Raw genomic sequence first — 17945 nt, 5'->3', positions numbered from 1 at the left:
ACGTATCCGCCAGGGAGATACTCATGAACGCCATTGCAGCATCGACGGATGTCCACGCGCTTCATCGTGAAGCACTGCGAATCGATGGTGAACGGATCCATCGCGACGCGGTGATCGAGGTACGAAACCCGTACGACGGCTCGCTCGTCGGCACCGTGCCGAAGGCGACGCTCGACGACGTGCGGCGCGCATTCGCGGTCGCCCGCGCGTACCGGTCGTCGCTCACGCGCCACGAGCGGGCGGCGATCCTGCGTCGTGCGGCCGACATCGTGCGTGCCCGCACCGCCGAGATCGCCGAGCTGATCACGGCCGAAGCCGGGCTGTGCATCAAGGATTCGACGTATGAAGCGGGGCGCGTCGCCGACGTGCTCACGTTCGGCGCGGGCGAAGTGCTGAAGGACGACGGGCAGATCTTCTCGTGCGATCTGACGCCGCACGGCAAGAAGCGCCGCGTGTACACGCAGCGCGAGCCGCTGCTCGGCGTGATTTCCGCGATCACGCCGTTCAATCATCCGATGAACCAGGTCGCGCACAAGGTCGTGCCGTCGGTCGCCACCAACAACCGGATCGTCGTGAAGCCGTCGGAGAAGGTGCCGCTGTCGTGCTACCTGTTCGCGGACATCCTGTACGAAGCGGGCCTGCCGCCGCAGATGCTGCAGGTGCTGACCGGCGACCCGAAGGACATCGCGGACGAACTGATCACGAACCCGGCGATCGACCTGATCACGTTCACCGGCGGCGTGTCGATCGGCAAATCGATCGCGTCGCGGATGGGCTACCGGCGCGCGGTGCTCGAGCTCGGCGGCAACGACCCGATCATCGTGATGGAGGATGCCGACCTCGACGAGGCGAGCACGCTCGCGGTGTCGGGCTCGTACAAGAACTCGGGGCAGCGCTGCACCGCGATCAAGCGGATGCTCGTGCACGAGGCGGTGGCCGATCGCTTCACCGAGCTGGTGGTCGAGAAGACCCGCGCGTGGGCGTACGGCAACCCGGCCGATCCATCGGTCGACATGGGCACGGTGATCGACGAAGCGGCCGCGAAGTTCTGCGAGCAGCAGGTGAACGACGCGATTTCGCGCGGCGCGCGCCTGCTGGTCGGCAACGTGCGCGACGGCGCGCTGTATTCGCCGACGGTCGTCGATCGCGTGACGCCCGACATGCCGCTCGTGAAGTACGAGACGTTCGGGCCCGTGTCGCCGATCATGCGCTTTCGCGACATCGACGAGGCGATCCGGATGTCGAACAGCACCGACTATGCGTTGTCGTCGTCGGTCTGCACGAACCGCTTCGACAGCATCACGCGCTTCATCACGGAGCTCGAAGTCGGCAGCGTGAACGTGCGCGAGGTGCCGGGCTACCGGCTCGAACTGACGCCGTTCGGCGGCGTGAAGGATTCGGGTCTCGGCTACAAGGAAGGCGTGCAGGAAGCGATGAAGAGCTTCACGAATACGAAGACCTATTCGCTGCCGTGGTAAGTCGCACGTAATGTGCGGACATTCGCGCCCGCACCGGTTTCACGGCCGGTGCGGGCGTTATTCGATCGGCTCATATCGTTAGCCGATTTGCGTTTTTGCCGGGCTTGCCAGCATCGGTAGAATTCGCGGACCTCTCGAACGGCGCACGTGCGCCGGCGGGATCACTCCCTTCAATCATTCGGGGTCCGCATCATGAAAATCCTCCGCTCCATCCTGGTCGTCGCGATGCTGCAGGCCGTCGCGGCCACGAGTGCGCTCGCCGCCGACGACCTGTCGCAGATCAAGTCGGCCGGCGTGTTCCGGGTCGGCACCGAAGGCACGTATGCGCCGTTCACGTATCACGATGCGACGGGCAAGCTGACCGGCTTCGACGTCGACATCGCGACCGCGATCGCGCAGCGGCTCGGCGTGAAGCCCGAATTCGTCGAAGGCAAGTGGGACGGGCTGATCGCGGGCCTCGACGTGAACCGCTACGACGCGGTCGTCAACGAAGTGTCGATCACCGACGCGCGCAAGGCGAAATACGATTTCTCGACGCCGTACATCACGTCGCACGCGGTGCTGATCGTGCGCGCGGACAACACGTCGATCCGCTCGTTCGACGACCTGAAGGGCAAGAAATCCGCGAACACGCTGACGAGCAACTTCGGCAAGCTCGCGGCCGCGCACGGTGCGGACGTGGTGCCGGTGCAGGGCTTCAACGAATCGATCGATTTGCTGAGCTCGGGGCGCGTCGACGCGACGATCAACGACTCGCTGTCGTACCTCGATTTCCGCAAGCACAAGCCCGACGCGAAACTGAAGATCGCGGCGACCGACACGACCGGCGCCGGCGATGCGTCGGGCGTGCTGCTGCGCAAGGGCAGCCCCGCGCTGGTGGCCGCGATCGACAAGGCGCTCGCCGACATCAAGGCCGACGGCACCTACGCGAAGATCTCGCAGAAGTATTTCGGCCGCGACGTGTCGCAGCCGTGATGCGAGGCTGAACGATGCCGGCCTGGCTGCACCTGATGGCGGAATCGCTGCGGCCCCTGCTCGTTGCGGGGCTCGTGTTCACGGTTCCGCTCACGCTCGCGTCGTTCGCGATCGGCCTGCTGCTCGCGTTCGGTGCGGCGCTCGCGCGCCTGTTCGGGCCGCGCTGGGCGCAGGCCGGCGTACGCTTCTACATCTGGCTGTTTCGCGGTTCGCCGCTGCTCGTGCAGTTGTTCGTGATCTTCTACGGACTACCGAATGTCGGAATCGTGCTCGATCCTTTGACCGCCGCCGTGATCGGCTTCTCGCTGAACGTCGGTGCGTACAACGCCGAGGTGATTCGCGGCGTGATCGAATCGATCCCGAAGGGGCAGTGGGAAGCCGCCTATTCGATGGCGATGACGCGCGCGCAGGCGCTGCGTCGCGCGATCCTGCCGCAGGCCGCGCGCGTCGCGCTGCCCGCGCTGTCGAATTCGTTCATCTCGCTCGTGAAGGACACGTCGCTCGCGGCCGTGCTGACCGTGCCGGAAATCTTCCAGGCCGCGCAGCGCATCGCGGCCGTGACCTACGAGCCGCTGATCCTCTACACCGAAGCCGCATTGATCTATCTGCTGTTCAGCTCGGTGCTCTCCACGCTGCAACGTCGCCTCGAACTCCGTTTCGGCCGTCACGCGCTGTTCCATGCGGAGTTGCGATGATTCGTCTCGAGCGCATCGACAAGTCGTTCGGCGCGCATCGCGTGCTGAGCGCGATCGACCTCGCATTGCAGCCCGGCAGCGTGACGGCGCTGATCGGGCCGTCCGGCAGCGGCAAGAGCACGCTGCTGCGCTGCGTGAACCTGCTCGAAGTGCCCGAGACGGGCACGCTCACGGTCGGTGACGCGCGCATCGAATTCACGGCGGGGCACCGGCCGTCGCGCGACGCCGTGTTCGCGGTGCGCCGGCAGACCGGCATGGTGTTCCAGAATTTCCAGCTGTTTCCGCACCTGAGCGTCGTGCAGAACGTGATGGAAGGGCTCGTGACCGTGCAGCGCTGGCCGCGCGAGCAGGCACGCGAACGCGCGCTCGCGTTGCTCGACAAGGTCGGCATTGCGGACAAGGCCGACGCGTGGCCCGCGACCTTGTCGGGCGGGCAGCAGCAGCGCGTCGCGATCGCGCGTGCGCTCGCGCCGTCGCCGCAGGTGCTGCTGTGCGACGAGCCGACGTCGGCGCTCGATCCCGAGCTGTCCGTCGAAGTCGTCGAGGTGCTGCGCCAGCTCGCGCGCGAAGGCACGACCATGCTGATGGCCACGCACGATCTGCGTCTGGCCGCATCGGTTGCGCACGATGCGGTGTTTCTCGCGGAAGGCCGCGTAGTCGAAGCCGGCGCGTCGCGCGAGCTGTTCGGCCGGCCGCGCGACCCGCGCACCGCGAAGTTCGTCGCGACGCTCGCGCAAGGCATGCCGGCCCTCTGACGTGCTGCGCGGCGGCGCTCAACCGCGCGCGTGCCCGTCGAGCACCGCCGCGATGATCGCTTCCGGCGCATCCTCCTGAACGAGGTGCCCCGCGCGCGGCACGCGGATCAGCTTGCCGCCCGCGATGCGATCGGCGAGCGCCTGCCCCTGTTCGAGCGGAATCCAGCCGTCGTCCTCGCCCCACACGATGCGTACCGGAAAGTCCGGCCGCGCGTAACGGGCTTCGGCTTCCTCGACGTAGCGCTGGCGCATCTGCGCGATCTGCCGATAGAACGCGGATTGGCCGGCGGGCGTGAGCCACGGCGAACGGTAGATCGACAGCACGTCGTCGCTCAACGGCCGCGCGACCGCATTGCCGATATAGGCCGACACGAGTGCGTGATGCGCATAGGCCGGCAGGCCGGCGAACGCGGCTTCATGCTGCGCGACGTGCCGCACGAACGGCGAGCCTTGCGGCGCGATCGCGACCGGGTTCACGAGCGTCAGGTCGGAATATGCAATGCCGTCGAGGAAATGCGCACGCAGCACGGTTGCCCCGCCGTAGTCGTGTGCGAGCACGCGCGGGCGCACGATGTTCCATGCGTCGAGCATCGCGCCGAACAGCACGTTTTGCCGGCCGAGCGATACGTCCGCGTCCGGCATGTCCGACTGGCCGTAGCCGAGCAGGTCGTAGAACAACACGCGATGGCGCCGCGCGAGCCACGGGGCGATGCGTCGCCACACCTGCGATGAAAACGGCGTGCCGTGAACGAGCACCAGCGGCGGCCCTTCACCGAGCGTTCCCCATGCGATCCGGTGGCCTTCGAAATCGAAGCGGTTCGGCAATTCGAGCATCGGCATCTCCGTGCTAACCTGTTTTGGTTGTTAACAGGTTACGCCGGTTTGCCTGGATGTGAAACCGATAGGTGAAAATAAATGGTTACTCGATACGACCCTGAGCGACAGGCGCACGCATGGAGCACGGCCGATTTCGTCGGCGGCCATCCGGCGCTCGACTTCCTGAACACGGTGGCCGACACGGGCAAGACGCGTGACGACGACAAGTTCGTCGACTGGCCGGCCGTGCGCGCGTGGGCCGGGAAGTCGGGCTTGCTGGCGGAGGCCGACCTGACGCGGTTTCTGCGTCATCCGCGGCAGGATGGTGTGGACGAGCTCGCCGCGTTGCACGGTTTTCGCGAGGACGCTTATGCCGCGCTCGCGCATCTGACGGCCGGCGACGGCGGCAGCGCAGGCGCGCGAGCGGCGAACCGTCTCGCGGAGGCGATTCGCGATGCGATCGGGCGCAGCACATTCGACGCGGTCGATGGCCGCTTCGCATGGCGGCCCGATGCGCGTGCCGCGTCGCGCTGGATGGATGCGGCGGCGCTCGGGTTCGAGCATCTGCTGCGCAGCGACGATCTCGCGCGCGTTCGGCAATGCGGCCGCTGTACGTGGTTCTTCGTCGATCGCGGCAGAGGCGTCGGACGACGGTGGTGCGACATGCGCACGTGCGGGAATCGCGCGAAGGTGGAGGCGTTCAGGGAGCGGTGAAGCCGGCGCCGCGCGGTTTGACCGGCCCGGCTCCGTATTCGTCATTCGGCGACTTGGTGCAGCCGATGTTCGGGCCACAGCCTCGCGGCGGCGAACAGCCCGGCAACGAAGAGCGGCGCACCGATCGCGAACAGGATGCCCGCGACGCGCCAGCGATCCCAGAACTGGTCGACGACCGCACGCTCCGGCGTGACAGGGTCGTACAGCACGTTGACCGCGTCGCCTTCATGCAAGCGTGGCGATGACGCCGGGCCTTGCGTGAACGTGATCGGGCGGCCGCTGTCGGTCGTGAACGCGACGATCGCCGAATGGCGCGACGAGCGTGCGGTGCCGGCCACCTCGACGACGTGGCCGATCGAGTGTGCGTAATGATGGGCGATCTGCCACTGGCGCAGGCCCGCGGCGCCTGCACCGGCCAGGAAGCCGGTGCCGATCGCGATCGGGATCAGCACGACCGCGATGTTCCAGCGGCGCCGCACCGGTTTGGCGGCAGCGCGGCGCGGCAGTGCGCCGGATCGCCGGTTGCGGCGCTCGTTCACGTACAGCAAGCCGCCGATCGAGAGCGACACGACGGCGAGCAGCGCAGGCACGGCAGCCGGAAACCAGCGTTGCGCGAAATCGTCGATCAGGGCGGGGCGCTCGGGATGGGCGGGGTCGAGCAGGACGTCGACGCTTTCCCCGATGTCGTACGCAGGGACGCTCGACGCGGTATTGCCGGCGACTTCGCGGCGCTGGCCGTCGTTCGAGAGGTAGGCGACGATCGGACGGTACGCACGCATCGCGTCGCTGTCCTGCACGATGCGTACGACCGTGCCCGGTGTGCGAACCAGCTGGCCGGCCGTGCTGCTGGCCGTGATGGCGAGCGCGGCTGCGAGCGCGAGCAGCGCAACGCCGAGTGCGAACGCGACGAACGCGTCCTTACGCGGCATGACCGGATTCGCTGCGTGTGTTGTGCGACGGATCCGGATGCGGTCGGATGGGCGACGCGCGTCGACTTGCGCGCTGCCGCCGGCGTGACCATGCCCTCTGAATGGCCCGGTCTCGTTCACATGATTCCATGTTTGACGTCCCATGCTCTCTCAGTGCCGGCAGCGATGTGGCGATCGCCGTGCCGGTTGTGTGATATTTGTCGGACGATTCTAGCGGAAACGGTGCGGGAGATGCGTGCGGCTGCATACCGCGATGCAGGCGGGGCGAATCGGCAGCGGAAATGGAAAAAGGCCGGTTAGCTTGCGCTAACCGGCCTTTGAAATTCCTGGTGGGGCGTGAGTGACTCGAACACTCGACCTACGGATTAAGAGTCCGCTGCTCTACCAACTGAGCTAACGCCCCCAACAGAAGAAAGATTATGCCCGGGTATCTCACCCTTGGCAAGTCCTTTCTGCAAATTTCTTCAAAATATTTCATCGCGACAACGGCGGCTGTCGGCGCGGTAACGAGCCATCGCTATCGGCGTGCTCCCGGTATGATGACGTCCACATGCGTTGCGCGGCGGTCGCGCAACGTTTTCTGGACATCCGAAGATGGACGAAAACGCAGTCCGCGAATTGCTGGATCGCCTGCTGGCCCCATGGGTCCGCTCGCTCGGTCTGGTCCCCGTTTCGATCGGCGACGACACCGTCACGATGCGCCTGCCGTTTTCCGGCGAATTCCGCCATTCGGGCGGCATCATCTGTGGCCAGGTGTTCACGGCCGCGGCCGACACGGCGATGGTGGTCGCGATCTCGGCCGCGCTCGGCGAGTTCCGGCCGATGACGACCGTTTCGCTGAACACCAACTTCATGCGGCCGGTGCGCAAGGGCGACGTGCTCGTCACTGCGCGCGTGCTGCGGATGGGCCGCAACCTCGTGTTCGGTGAAGTCGAGTTGTTCGACGAGGACGGCAAGATGGCCGTTCACGCGACGTCGACCTACGCGCTCGTCAGTTGAGCGGCGCGATGTTCGACCAGATCGTCTTTGCGGGCGGCGGCAATCGCTGCTGGTGGCAGGCCGGCTTCTGGGACGTCGCGCAGCCGGCGCTCGGGCTGCGCCCGCGCGTGATCGCGGGCATCTCGGCCGGCGCGGCCACCGCCTGCATGCTGTATACGCGCGACGCCGCATGGGTGATGCGCTATTACGAGGAAGCGCTGCGCCACAACCGCAAGAACGCTTACTGGGGCAATCTGTTCGGCCGCGAGCCCGTGTTTCCGCATTACCGGATCTACCGCCAGGCGCTGCTCGACATCTACGGCGAGCCGTTTCCGCAACTCGCCGACGCACCGGAGATCCGCATCGGCGTGTCGCACGTGCCGCGCTGGCTCGGCGCGCGCAGCGCGGTCGCGGCGGGGCTCGTCGCGTATAACATCGAAAAATACGTGCGCAAGACGCTGCACCCGACGCTCGGCCGCAGGCTCGGCTTTCGTCCCGAGTTCGTGCGCGCGCAGGCCTGTGCGACCGTCGACGAACTCGCCGACCTGATCCTGCAGTCGTCGTGCACGCCGCCGTTCACGCCGGTGCTGCGCCGCGGCGGGCGGCCCGTGCTCGATGGCGGGATGGTCGACAACGTGCCGGTCGGCGCGCTCGACCCGTCGCCGGGCGATGTGCTGGTGCTGGTCACGCGGTTGTATCCGCGTCCGCAGATGTTCACGGTCGCGCACGGCGAGCAGCGACGGCTGTACGTGCAGCCGTCGAGCAAGGTGCCGATTTCGAGCTGGGATTACACGAGCCCGTCGCAGATGCGGCATGCGTACGACCTCGGGCGGCGCGACGGCGAGCATTTCCTTGCGCGCGTCGACGCGATGACGGGCGGCCGCGTGGCCGCCTGAAGAAAGGAACGGCGAAGCGGGGCCGCGCGACATGCGCGGCCCGCGCGGCGCGGATCAGCGCTTGCGGATCGGCGTCAGCGCTTCCGGGTTCGCGACGCTGGACATGTCGCCCTGGTCGAACGCGAGGATGTTCTTGAACGCCGCGCTGAAATAGAGCTCGTAGCTTTCGCGTTCGACGTAGCCGATGTGCGGCGTGCAGATCACGTTTTCCATTCGCAGCAGGCTGTAGCCCTGCAGGATCGGTTCGCTCTCGAACACGTCGATCGCGACCATCCCCGGGCGGTTGTGCGACAGCGCGTTGACGAGCGCATTTTCCTCGAGCAGCTCTGCGCGGCTCGTGTTGACGAGCAGCGACGTCGGCTTCATCCGCATCAGGTCTTCCTGCTTGACGATCCCGCGCGTGTCGTCGTGCATCCGCAGATGCAGCGACAGCACGTCGCTCTGCTCGAACAGCGCTTCGCGGCTTTCGGCGGCCGTGTAGCCGTCGGCGCGCGCGGCCTCGAGCGAATGCTCGCGGCCCCAGATCAGCACGTTCATCCCGAATGCCTTGCCGTAGCCGGCGACGAGGCGGCCGATCTTGCCGTAGCCCCAGATCCCGAGCGTCTGGCCGCGCAGCACCTGCCCGAGGCCGAAGTTCGGCGGCATCGCCGACGTCTTCAGGCCCGATTGCTGCCATGCGCCCTGCTTGAGGTTCGCGACGTATTGCGGAATGCGGCGCTGGGCGGCCATCACGAGCGCCCAGGTGAGTTCGGCCGGCGCGACCGGCGAACCGGTGCCTTCGAGCACCGCGATGCCGCGGTCGGTACAGGCTTCGAGGTCGATGTGGCTCGACACGCGGCCGGTCTGGCTGATCATGCGCAGATTCGGCAGCTTCGCGAGCAGCTGCGACGTGATCGGCGTGCGCTCGCGGATCAGCACGAGCGCCTCGACTTCCGCCAGACGGCTCGCGAGCTGTCCCAGGCCGCGCACCGTGTTGTTGAAGACCTTCACGTCGTGATCGGCAAGCATCTCGAAGCAGTTCAGCTTGCGGACGGCGTCCTGGTAGTCGTCGAGGATGGCAATTTTCATGGTCAGCGGGAATCGCGCGTTGAAAGCGGCGGCGGTGGCGGCGGCGCACGTTGCGCACCCGTCCCGCCCGGCCGGGGCCGACATGATGCTACGTCGGCGTGCTCCATGGTGTCTTTTTAACAGGTTGTTACGCTCCGCCGCAATCGGCGCCGGCCTGATCCGGCGCCGCTTCCGTGCGATGCCGGCGGGTGCGCTGCTGTGTCGCATCAAACAGGTCTTTCCTGATTCAACCGCTTACCCGACGAGGTTCACCCAATTGTTGCTGCAATCAGAATAATTGGATCAATTATCCGCAATAGGTGAGGATTTTTGACTGTTTTTATCTCGTTTCACGGTCTCGTTAGGCAACTCTGCATCTTTTCCGTTGTCGTAGGAGAATTACGCATTTGCTTCAACTTTTTGAAGTTGTAACAGCGGCAGGAGTCGTTTATGGATCATTTGCAGTCGATGCGCGTGTTCGTCAAGGTTGCGGATCTCGGCAGTTTCGCGCGGGCCGCGAGTGCAATGGATATCTCGAACGCGGTCGCGACGCGCCACGTCGCCGACCTGGAAGGCCGGCTCGGCACGCGTTTGCTGAACCGCACTACACGCAGCCTTTCGCTGACGGAGTCGGGCCAGGTCTATCTGGAGCGGGCGCGCCAGATTCTCGATGAGCTCGAGGACGTCGAACAGATGGTCGTCGCGCGCAACCACGAGCCGGTCGGCACGTTGCGCATCGTCGCGCCGGTCGTATTCGGCCTGCATAACCTCGCGCCCGTCCTGCAGTCGTACACCGAGAATTTCCCGAAAGTGGTGCCGGATCTGACGCTGGTCGATCGCCAGGTCGATCTCGTCGAGGAAGGTTTCGATGTCGGCATCGTCGTCACGCGCCAGATGCGCAGCGCGAGCATCGTCACGCGGCGGCTGACCACGGGCTGCATGACCGTGTGTGCGACGCCGAGCTATCTGGAAAAGCACGGCGTGCCGACGCATCCGGAGCAGCTCGTCGAGCACCCGGCCCTGAGCCTGCCGACCGAATACTGGGGCGACGAGCGCGTGTTCACGGGGCCGGACGGCGAAGTGCGCGTCCGGCCGACCAACGTGATCGTCGCGAACAACACCGCGATGCTGCGCCAGTTCGCGCTGCTCGGAATGGGCGTCGCGATCCTGCCGAGCTACCTGATCGGCGGCGACATCGCGCGTGGCGCGCTGGTGCGGCTGCTGCCGGATTTCCGGCTGCCGCAGGTCGAGATCAACATTGCGTATCCGAGCCGGCGTCACCTGCCCGCGAAGGTCCGCACGTTCATCGACCACCTCGTCGAGCATTTCAGCCACTCGACCGACGCGATGATGGGCGAACAATGGGCCTCGCAGGGCGCGGCGCCTGCGCCGATCGGCGTGGAAATGCGTGCCGATCCGGCCGAATCGACCGACCCGAACCTGCAGCCGCGTCTCGCGCGTTCGCCGCGTCCGCGCGTGGCGGTGCCGTCGCCGCTGTAACGGCGTGTCGCCGGGCGGCGATTGCCCCGGCACAAAGAAAAACGCGGATCGAGCGATCGATCCGCGTTTTTTTATCGCCATCCGCCGGCGCGCGATGCGCCGGGGACGCCCCGGCGATCAGGTCGCCATTACGAACCCGTCTTGCGCGCCGTCGTCTTGCGGGCGGCGGTCTTGCGGGCCGGTGCCGGTTTCTCTTCCGCGCCTTCCGTCACGGTTTCGGCATCCTTCGTCGCCGATTTTGCCGTCTTCTTCGCGGCTGCCGCCTTCGGTTCCTTTTTCTCGAACTCGAAACCGATCTTGCCGTCCGGCTGCTTCACGAGGAACGCCTTGAAGTTGCGGCCCGTACGCGACGACTTGAAGCCCGGCAGCAGATCCGTGCGGCCGTCGGCGAGCAGCTTGGCCATCTGCTCGCGCGTGATTTCCTGCTGCAGGATCACCTTGCCCGAGCGGAAGTCGCACGTCTTCGGGTTCGCGACCGAGTGTTCGCACACATAGCTCATTCCGTGCTCGAACACGCGGCCCTTGCACTTCGGGCATGCGCCGACCGGCTCCTGCGCGGAGAAGTCGGGCGCTTCGCCTTCCTCGCCGCCCTGGTCCTGGCCGAAGTCGAATTCGAGCTTGTAGTTCTTCGTTTCGTCGTCGAACGAGAGCTTGAGGATCGCCGAGAACGGGCGGCCCATCTTGCTGCGGAAACCGGACAACGGGCCGATGGTCTTCTCCCGCAGCAGTTCCTCGACTTCCGCGATCTCGAACTGCCGGCTGCCCGGGATCTTCGAGATCGAGAACTCGCACTTCGTGCATGCGAAGCGGCGGTAGTTTTCCTTCACCTGGCCGCCGCAGTTCGGGCACGGCGTCGCGAGCGTCGCGTAGTCGCCGGGGATCGTGTCGGAATCGTATTCCTTCGCGCGCTTGACGATCTGCTGCGTCATGCGGGCGATTTCCTGCATGAACGCGTCGCGCCCGAGGTTGCCGCGCTCCATCTGCGACAGCTTGTATTCCCATTCGCCGGTGAGCTCGGGGGCCGTGAGTTCCTTCACGCCGAGCCCGCGCAACAGCGTCATCAACTGGAATGCCTTCGCGGTCGGGATCAGCTCGCGGCCTTCGCGCACGAGGTATTTCTCGCCGAGCAGGCCTTCGATGATGGCCGCGCGCGTGGCCGGCGTGCCGAGACCCTTCGCGGCCATCGCCTCGCGCAGTTCGTCGTCCTCGACCAGCTTGCCCGCGCCTTCCATTGCGGACAGCAGCGTCGCTTCCGAGTAGCGTGCCGGCGGTTTCGTCACGAGCGCGACTGCAGCGATCTCGTCGGTCTTGACCTTCTCGCCCTTCTGCACCGGCACGAGGTTCGCGTCCGCGCCTTCTGCGTCGCGGCCGTACACCTGCAGCCAGCCCGGCTCGACGAGCACCTTGCCTTCGGTCTTGAAGTGATGGCCGACGACTTCGGTGATCCGCGTCGTGACGCGGAATTCGGCGGCGGGGAAGAACACCGCGAGGAAGCGCTTCACGACCATGTCGTACAGCTTCTGCTCCGGCTCGGACAGCGACTTCGGCGCCTGCAGCGTCGGGATGATTGCGAAGTGGTCGCTGATCTTCGAGTTGTCGAAGATCCGCTTGTTCGGCTTCACCCAGCCCTTGTCGAGCACCTGCTTCGCGTGCGGCAGGTAGTTGTGGCTCTCCTTGAGCATCTCGAGCGTGGACTGCACCGTCGAAATGTAGTCTTCCGGCAGCGCGCGCGCGTCGGTACGCGGGTAGGTCAGCACCTTGTGCTTTTCATACAGCGCCTGCGCGAGACCGAGCGTGTTCTTCGCCGAGAAGCCGAAGCGGCTGTTCGCCTCGCGCTGCAGGCTCGTCAGGTCGAACAGCAGCGGCGACAGTTGCGTCGACGGCTTCGATTCCTCGGACACCGTGCCGATCTGATCGCGGCACGCGGCGACGATGGTTTCGGCGGCCGGCAGGCTCCACAGGCGCGAGTCGCGCTTTTCCGGATCGAATTCGTCCCGCTTGAATTTCGGGTCGAACCACTTGCCTTCGTAGAAGCCGCCCGCGCATGCGAACTCGGCCTTCACTTCCCAGTAGTCGCGCGGGACGAAGCGGCGGATTTTCTCTTCACGTTCGACGACGATCGACAGCGTTGGCGTCTGAACGCGGCCGACGGTCGTCAGGAAGAAGCCGCCGCCCTTGCTGTTGAACGCGGTCATCGCGCGCGTGCCGTTGATCCCGACGAGCCAGTCGGCTTCCGAGCGGCAGCGAGCGGCGTCGGCGAGCGGCTGCATGTCCGTGTCGCTGCGCAGGTTCGCGAAACCGTCGCGGATCGCCTGCGGCGTCATCGATTGCAGCCACAGGCGCTGGACCGGCTGCTTCGCCTTCGCGTGCTGCGCGATCAGGCGGAAAATCAGCTCGCCTTCGCGCCCCGCGTCACATGCATTGATCAGGCGATCGACGTCCTTGCGCTTCATCAGCTTGGTGAGGACCTTCAGCCGCGATTCGCTTTTTGCGATCGGGTTGAGGTCGAAATGCGGGGGGATGACGGGCAGATGGGCGAAGCTCCATTTCCCGCGCTTGACCTCGTACTCTTCAGGGGCGGCAATTTCCAGCAGGTGGCCGACTGCGGACGAAAGGACGAATTCGTCGCTCTCGTAGTATTCGTCATGCTTGGTAAAGCCGCCCAAAGCGCGCGCGATGTCGTTCGCGACAGAAGGCTTTTCCGCAATGATCAGTGCTTTGGACATGACAGGTGTGTGTTGGTAGACCGGGATCGCCGGTGTGGGTCCCTTTTACGACGGCTTTATAGCACACGCCGCAGCGACGGCGGCGCGGCGTGTAAAAAGCGGCTCATCATAGAGGGGGGCCGCAACGGCGGCAAGCGCCCGACATGGCGGCACGCGCAACGGTGCGAAAAGCCGCCCGGCCGGTGCGCGGTTCACGCCTCGACGTTCAGGACGTTGCGCAATTTCGGAGCGTGCGGCGTGCCGGGCACCGCACTCAGGTCGGACAGCATCCGTTCGACGATCGCCGCGTGCGGCAGCACCGTGCCGAAGAAGCGCGCGGTGTTGGCGTCCTCGATCAGGATGGTCGGAAAATTCTCGACGTCCAGATCGTCGAGCTGGTCGGCGTGGGTTTCGATGTCGATCCACGCGAAGCAGGCATCGGGATGGGCGTCGGCGAGCTGGTCGAAGGCCGTCCGGTAGTCGCGGCACGTGCCGCACCATTCGGCGCACAGGCAGGCGACCAGCAGCGTGTCGGGATCGGCGAGGCGCTCGGCGATCCGATCGGCATCGGTGTCGAGATTCAGCGCGGGCATGGAATTCCTTGGATATCGTCGGCGGCACGGCCGCCCCTATGCCGGGGAATGTAGCACGCCGGACGCAGGCGGGGTGGGCGCCGCGTCAAGCCGCGCGAAGCGTCCGCCGGGGACGCTCGCGATGCGGCCGGCCAGCTCGAGCGCGAGCAGCGCGCCGTGCAGCACGTCATCGGACAGGCCGGTGTGCTCGGCGAGCCATTCGTAAGTAACGGGGCCGTATCCGAGGGCGACGAGCACCGATCGCTCTGCAGGAGACCCGGGCGGTGCGGCTTCGATCCGGACGGCTGCCGCTGGATCGACCGACGCTGCTTGCACGGGACGCGCACGCGCGCGCCTGCCGGCATTGCCGGATTCATCGCTGGCGCCCGGGATCGTGCCCGAATTCGCGGAGCCTGCCGCGCCGTCGGCGGCGTGAGCCCGAGCCTGAGTCCTTGGCTCACCCAGCCCGTATTCCTCGAGCACGTCGAGCGGCGTCGCGGCGAGCTTCGCGCCGTCGCGAATCAGCGCATGGCAGCCCTGCGCGAGCGGCGCATGGATCGAACCGGGCATCGCGAACACGTCGCGGCCCAGCTCGTTCGCGAGCCGCGCGGTGATCAGCGAACCGGAGCGCGGCGCGGCTTCGACGACTAGCACGCCGAGCCCGAGCGCGGCGATCAGCCGGTTGCGCTGCGGGAAATGCGATGCCCGTGCGGGCGTGCCGAGCGGCCATTCCGACACGATCGTGCCGTGTGCGGCGATTTCGTGGGCGAGTGTGCGGTGCCGTGCCGGGTAGACGAGATCGGCGCCGGTCGCGATCACCGCGATCGTGCCGGAGCGGCCGTCGAGCCCGCCGCGATGCGCGGCCGCGTCGATGCCGAGCGCGAGGCCGGAAACGATCGCGAGCCCCGCATCGGACAGCGCGTGGGCGAAGCGCGTCGCGTCGGCGAGCCCTTGCGGTGTGGCGTGGCGGCTGCCGACCACGGCAAGGCCGCGGGCATGCAGCAGGTCGAGCCGGCCCTTTACATATAGCAGCGGCGGCGGATCGTGCAGGTCGCGCAGCCGCGCCGGGTACGCGGGATCGTTGAGCGCGACGATCGCGTTGCCCGGCGCATCGAGCCACGCGAGCGCGGCGTCGGTGCGCGTGTCGAGGTCGTCCCGCTCGCTTGCGCGTACCGCCTGCGCGGCGGCGGCGCTGCTCGCCGCGGCAATGGCGCCGTCGGACGCACGCAGCAGCGCCGTGGGCGTGCCGAATGCATCGAGCAGAATCTGCAGCACGGGCGGCGCGAGGCCCGGCGCATGCGCGAGTTGCAGCCATGCACGCAGCGCGGAAGTGGTCAGCGCTTGCGGCGACATGAGGTTCCCCTCGAATGCGACGGCCAGCGAACGACGTGGCGCCATGATAAAATTTTCATCATCCGAAATACTCGACAGGGCCGCGCGCACAGGCGTCCGGCCGATTGCAGGAGGCTTGACTCGCGGCATGGATATGCCGCGCGTTCGCCTCATCTTCATTGCATCCCGGCGGCGGCGCCAGCCGGCCGGATGGCCGATGCGGCACGCCGCTCCACCGAATACCGAACACCATGGCTTTGCTGAACATTCTTCATTACCCCGACAAGCGGCTGCACAAGGTCGCCAAGCCCGTCGACAAGGTCGACGACCGGATCCGCAAGCTCGTCGCCGACATGGCCGAAACCATGTACGCAGCGCCGGGCATCGGCCTGGCGGCCACGCAGGTCGACGTGCACGAGCGCGTGATCGTGATCGACGTCTCCGAGGAGAAGAACGAGCTGCGCGCGTTCATCAATCCCGAGATCGTCTGGTCGAGCGACGCCAAGCAGGTGTACGAAGAGGGCTGCCTGTCGGTGCCGGGCATCTACGACGAAGTCGAGCGTCCCGACCACGTGCGCGTGCGTGCGCTCAACGAGCGGGGCGAGACCTTCGAGCTCGACTGCGAGGGCCTGCTGGCCGTGTGCGTGCAGCACGAGATGGATCACCTGATGGGGCGCGTGTTCGTCGAATACCTGTCGCCGCTGAAGCAGACCCGCATCAAGACGAAGATGAAGAAACTCGAACGCGCGATGTAACGCGCGTTCGCCAAGCCCTCCCGAACGCTGTCATGACCCATACGTTGCGCGTGATTTTTGCCGGCACGCCGGAATTTGCCGCGGCTGCACTCGCCGCGATCCACGAGGCCGGTTTTCCGGTGCCGCTCGTGCTCACCCAGCCCGATCGCCCCGCCGGGCGCGGGATGAAACTGCAGGCGAGCGCGGTGAAGCGCTACGCCGTCGAGCACGGGATGCCCGTCGCGCAGCCGCCGTCGCTGCGCCGCGCGGGCAAATACCCGCAGGAAGCCGCCGACGCGATCGAGCTGCTGCGCACGACTCCGCACGACGTGATGGTGGTCGCGGCATACGGACTGCTGCTGCCGCAGGAAGTGCTCGATATCCCGCGCGCCGGCTGCATCAATATCCACGCGTCGCTGCTGCCGCGCTGGCGCGGCGCGGCGCCGATCCACCGCGCGATCGAGGCCGGTGACGCCGAGACGGGCGTCACGCTGATGCAGATGGATGTCGGCCTCGACACCGGCGCGATGATCGAGGAAGCGCGCATCGCGATCGCACCCGACGATACGACCGCGACGCTGCACGACCGGCTGGCCGCCGACGGCGCGCGGCTGATCGTCGACGCGCTCGTGCGGCTGGAGCGTGACGGTGCGTTGCCCGCCACGCCGCAGCCGGCCGACGGCGTGACCTACGCGGAGAAGATCGGCAAGCACGAAGCGGCGCTCGACTGGCGCAAGCCGGCCGACGTGCTCGCGCGCCAGGTGCGCGCGTTCGATCCGTTCCCGGGCGGCGTCGCGACGCTCGACGGCGCGGCAATCAAGCTGTGGGCGGCCGAGCCCGTGGCCGCACGCGGCGACGCGGTGCCCGGCACGATCGTCGAAGCCGCGCCGGAAGGCGTGATCGTCGCCTGCGGCAGCGGCGCGCTGCGCGTGACGCAACTGCAGAAGCCGGGCGGCAAGCGGCTGCCCGCGCGCGAATTCCTGGCCGGCTCGCCGCTCGCTGCCGGCCAGCGCTTCACGTTGCCCGACGCGGCCTGAACACCATTCGACACGGTGTGCCGGCCGCGCACAATCGGCCGGATGGCCGAGTCGCGCGACGCGGCAGGCGCGCGTAGAATTTCCCTGCGCTTTTCGGTTTTGAGGTTTTCATGTTTGGCATCACCCATTTCGGCTTCTTCGTGCTCGCGGTTTTCCTGCTGAACGTCACGCCCGGCCCGGATACCGCGTATATCGTCGGCCGCAGCGTTGCGCAGGGCCGCGGCGCGGGGCTGATGTCGGCGCTAGGCATTTCGGCCGGCTGCTGCGTGCACGCGCTTGCCTGCGCATTCGGGCTGACCGCGCTGCTCGCGGCGTCGGCTGCCGCGTTCACGGCGATCAAGCTGGTCGGTGCCGCCTACCTGATCTACCTCGGTGTGCGCATGATCGTCATGAAGCAGGCGGCCGCGCCGGCGAATGCCGATGCGCAGCCCACTGCCGCGAAGCCGCTGTGCCAGCTGTTCATGCAGGGTTTCTGGACCAACGTGCTGAATCCGAAGGTCGTGCTGTTCTTCGTGTCGTTCTTCCCGCAGTTCGTGTCGGCCGACAGCCCGCACAAGGCACTGGCGTTCCTGGCCCTGGGGTCGGTGTTCGTCGTGATGAGCACCCTCTGGACCAGCGTCGTCGCCTGGGTCGCCGGCAGCGTCACGCAGCGCTTTTCCGGCAAGCCGGGCGTCAAGAAGTGGCTCGACCGCACGGTCGGCAGTGCGTTCGTCGGCCTCGGCCTGCGGCTGGCGGCGTCGCAACGTTGAAATTGAATTTTTCCGGCAAGACCTTATCTAACA

General features: G+C 66.7%; 18 protein-coding genes and 1 tRNA gene. 12 read left to right on the top strand and 7 right to left on the bottom strand.

Translation table 11 applies throughout. From position 1 onward, the window contains the following. Positions 1-23: 23 nt before the first annotated feature. From phnY to DCN14_RS31455, 4 genes are all read left to right on the top strand, one after another. On the top strand, positions 24-1478 hold the full coding sequence (gene phnY / locus DCN14_RS31470) for a phosphonoacetaldehyde dehydrogenase (RefSeq protein WP_096508443.1): 1455 nt from the start codon (positions 24-26) through the stop codon (positions 1476-1478). Positions 1479-1670: 192 nt separating this feature from the next. After that, on the top strand, positions 1671-2453 hold the full coding sequence (locus DCN14_RS31465) for an amino acid ABC transporter substrate-binding protein (RefSeq protein ID WP_096508444.1): 783 nt from the start codon (positions 1671-1673) through the stop codon (positions 2451-2453). 14 nt (positions 2454-2467) lie between these two features. Continuing rightward, a complete protein-coding gene (locus tag DCN14_RS31460; RefSeq protein WP_096508445.1) occupies positions 2468-3148 on the top strand; it encodes an amino acid ABC transporter permease in 681 nt (226 codons plus the stop codon). Then, positions 3145-3903: an amino acid ABC transporter ATP-binding protein gene (locus DCN14_RS31455; protein ID WP_096508446.1), complete on the top strand. Its 759-nt coding sequence runs from the start codon at positions 3145-3147 to the stop codon at positions 3901-3903. Before DCN14_RS31460 ends, DCN14_RS31455 begins: the two co-directional genes overlap by 4 nt. A gap of 18 nt (positions 3904-3921) precedes the next feature. Here DCN14_RS31455 and DCN14_RS31450 read toward each other — a convergent pair whose 3' ends face one another. After that, positions 3922-4737, bottom strand: coding sequence for an alpha/beta fold hydrolase (locus tag DCN14_RS31450; protein ID WP_096508468.1), 816 nt, complete (start codon positions 4735-4737; stop codon positions 3922-3924). An 81-nt stretch (positions 4738-4818) separates the two neighbouring features. On the opposite strand from DCN14_RS31450, the gene DCN14_RS31445 reads away from it, so the two are divergent. Continuing rightward, the gene (locus DCN14_RS31445; RefSeq protein ID WP_096508447.1) at positions 4819-5433 is read left to right on the top strand and encodes a CGNR zinc finger domain-containing protein; all 615 of its coding nucleotides are present in this window, start codon (positions 4819-4821) and stop codon (positions 5431-5433) included. Positions 5434-5474: 41 nt separating this feature from the next. Here the strand turns inward: DCN14_RS31445 and DCN14_RS31440 are convergent, their stop codons facing one another. Together DCN14_RS31440 and DCN14_RS31435 are read right to left on the bottom strand one after the other, a co-directional pair. Beyond that, complete coding sequence (locus DCN14_RS31440) at positions 5475-6506, bottom strand: DUF3592 domain-containing protein (RefSeq protein ID WP_096508448.1); 1032 nt, start codon at positions 6504-6506, stop codon at positions 5475-5477. 183 nt (positions 6507-6689) lie between these two features. Then, positions 6690-6765 (bottom strand) — tRNA-Lys (locus DCN14_RS31435). A 191-nt stretch (positions 6766-6956) separates the two neighbouring features. Here DCN14_RS31435 and DCN14_RS31430 point away from each other — a divergent pair. Beyond that, entirely contained in the window at positions 6957-7361 is a 405-nt protein-coding gene (locus tag DCN14_RS31430) for a PaaI family thioesterase (RefSeq protein WP_096508449.1), read from the top strand. Between the two features lie 8 nt (positions 7362-7369). Continuing rightward, positions 7370-8236 (top strand): patatin-like phospholipase family protein, encoded by an 867-nt coding sequence (locus DCN14_RS31425; protein ID WP_096508469.1) that lies wholly within the window; start codon positions 7370-7372, stop codon positions 8234-8236. Positions 8237-8290: 54 nt separating this feature from the next. Here DCN14_RS31425 and DCN14_RS31420 read toward each other — a convergent pair whose 3' ends face one another. Further along, the gene (locus tag DCN14_RS31420; RefSeq protein ID WP_096508450.1) at positions 8291-9304 is read right to left on the bottom strand and encodes a D-2-hydroxyacid dehydrogenase family protein; all 1014 of its coding nucleotides are present in this window, start codon (positions 9302-9304) and stop codon (positions 8291-8293) included. Between DCN14_RS31420 and DCN14_RS38150 the strand changes: the two genes are divergently transcribed. Further along, a complete protein-coding gene (locus DCN14_RS38150) occupies positions 9291-9581 on the top strand; it encodes a hypothetical protein (protein WP_143331736.1) in 291 nt (96 codons plus the stop codon). The two genes, DCN14_RS31420 and DCN14_RS38150, sit on opposite strands and share 14 nt — an antisense overlap. A 152-nt stretch (positions 9582-9733) precedes the next feature. Then, positions 9734-10783: a LysR family transcriptional regulator gene (locus DCN14_RS31415; protein WP_096508452.1), complete on the top strand. Its 1050-nt coding sequence runs from the start codon at positions 9734-9736 to the stop codon at positions 10781-10783. A 128-nt stretch (positions 10784-10911) separates the two neighbouring features. Here DCN14_RS31415 and DCN14_RS31410 read toward each other — a convergent pair whose 3' ends face one another. The 3 genes from DCN14_RS31410 to dprA form a co-directional block, all read right to left on the bottom strand. Further along, a complete protein-coding gene (locus tag DCN14_RS31410) occupies positions 10912-13509 on the bottom strand; it encodes a DNA topoisomerase III (RefSeq protein WP_096508453.1) in 2598 nt (865 codons plus the stop codon). A 191-nt stretch (positions 13510-13700) separates the two neighbouring features. Next, positions 13701-14081, bottom strand: coding sequence for a thioredoxin family protein (locus tag DCN14_RS31405; protein WP_096508454.1), 381 nt, complete (start codon positions 14079-14081; stop codon positions 13701-13703). A 36-nt stretch (positions 14082-14117) separates the two neighbouring features. Further along, positions 14118-15458 (bottom strand): DNA-processing protein DprA, encoded by a 1341-nt coding sequence (gene dprA, locus DCN14_RS31400; RefSeq protein ID WP_240327367.1) that lies wholly within the window; start codon positions 15456-15458, stop codon positions 14118-14120. 185 nt (positions 15459-15643) lie between these two features. Here dprA and def point away from each other — a divergent pair, with 185 nt between their 5' ends. From def to DCN14_RS31385, 3 genes are all read left to right on the top strand, one after another. Beyond that, positions 15644-16147, top strand: coding sequence for a peptide deformylase (def, locus tag DCN14_RS31395; RefSeq protein ID WP_096508456.1), 504 nt, complete (start codon positions 15644-15646; stop codon positions 16145-16147). Positions 16148-16179: 32 nt separating this feature from the next. Beyond that, positions 16180-17163 (top strand): methionyl-tRNA formyltransferase, encoded by a 984-nt coding sequence (fmt, locus tag DCN14_RS31390; protein ID WP_096508457.1) that lies wholly within the window; start codon positions 16180-16182, stop codon positions 17161-17163. Positions 17164-17273: 110 nt separating this feature from the next. Beyond that, the gene (locus tag DCN14_RS31385) at positions 17274-17912 is read left to right on the top strand and encodes a LysE family translocator (RefSeq protein WP_096508458.1); all 639 of its coding nucleotides are present in this window, start codon (positions 17274-17276) and stop codon (positions 17910-17912) included. Positions 17913-17945 lie beyond the last annotated feature (33 nt).

It is taken from the genome of Burkholderia sp. IDO3, from assembly GCF_003366075.1.
Classification (GTDB): domain Bacteria; phylum Pseudomonadota; class Gammaproteobacteria; order Burkholderiales; family Burkholderiaceae; genus Burkholderia; species Burkholderia anthina.
This window is presented reverse-complemented; position numbering and strand designations above follow the sequence as displayed.